The sequence below is a fragment of the Candidatus Thiosymbion oneisti genome (assembly GCF_900092655.1).
GTDB lineage: Bacteria > Pseudomonadota > Gammaproteobacteria > Chromatiales > Chromatiaceae > Thiosymbion > Thiosymbion oneisti.
The window spans coordinates 1-601 of the sequence record NZ_FLUY01000508.1 but is presented as its reverse complement, the minus strand read 5'-3'; the positions used below and the strand labels follow the sequence as shown (position 1 = coordinate 601).

1 pseudogene is annotated in these 601 nt (G+C 62.4%); it reads left to right on the top strand.

What is annotated here, in order from left to right:
* Nucleotides 1-53 precede the first annotated feature (53 nt).
* Nucleotides 54-601, top strand: a pseudogene (locus BQ17_RS04990) (tRNA 2-thiouridine(34) synthase MnmA); the annotation flags it as partial.

The following is a 601-nucleotide window of genomic DNA, read 5'->3' as shown; positions in this document are numbered from 1 at the left end:
CTGTGTGCCAAGCAGGTATCAGCTCGACCACCGTGAATCAGGATCCGAACCTTATGCCCCAGGATGTCCAAGCCCCGATTGCCCACCGGCCCACTGTCATGGTCGGGCTGTCGGGTGGCGTGGACTCCTCGGTCGCCGCATTGTTGCTGCTGGAGCAGGGGTATCGGGTGGAGGGTCTGTTCATGAAGAACTGGGAAGAGGACGATACCGCCGATTATTGCGCCGCCGCCGCAGACCTGGAGGATGCCGCTAAAACCGCCGCGCTGCTCGGCATCCATCTGCACCGGGTCAACTTCTCGACCGAGTATTGGGACCGGGTGTTCTCCCGTTTCCTCACCGAGTACCGTGCCGCCCGCACGCCGAATCCGGATATCCTGTGCAATCGGGAGATCAAGTTCCGCGCCTTTCTGGATCACGCCCTGAATCTGGGCGCCAAGCGCATCGCCACCGGTCACTACGCCCGCGTCGCCCGCGACCATGCGGGCTGGCACCTGAGACTCGCGGCGGACGCGAACAAGGACCAAACCTATTTCCTGTATCTGCTCGGACAGGAGCAGCTCGGCCGCTGCCTGTTCCCCCTCGGTAATCTGAACAAACACGA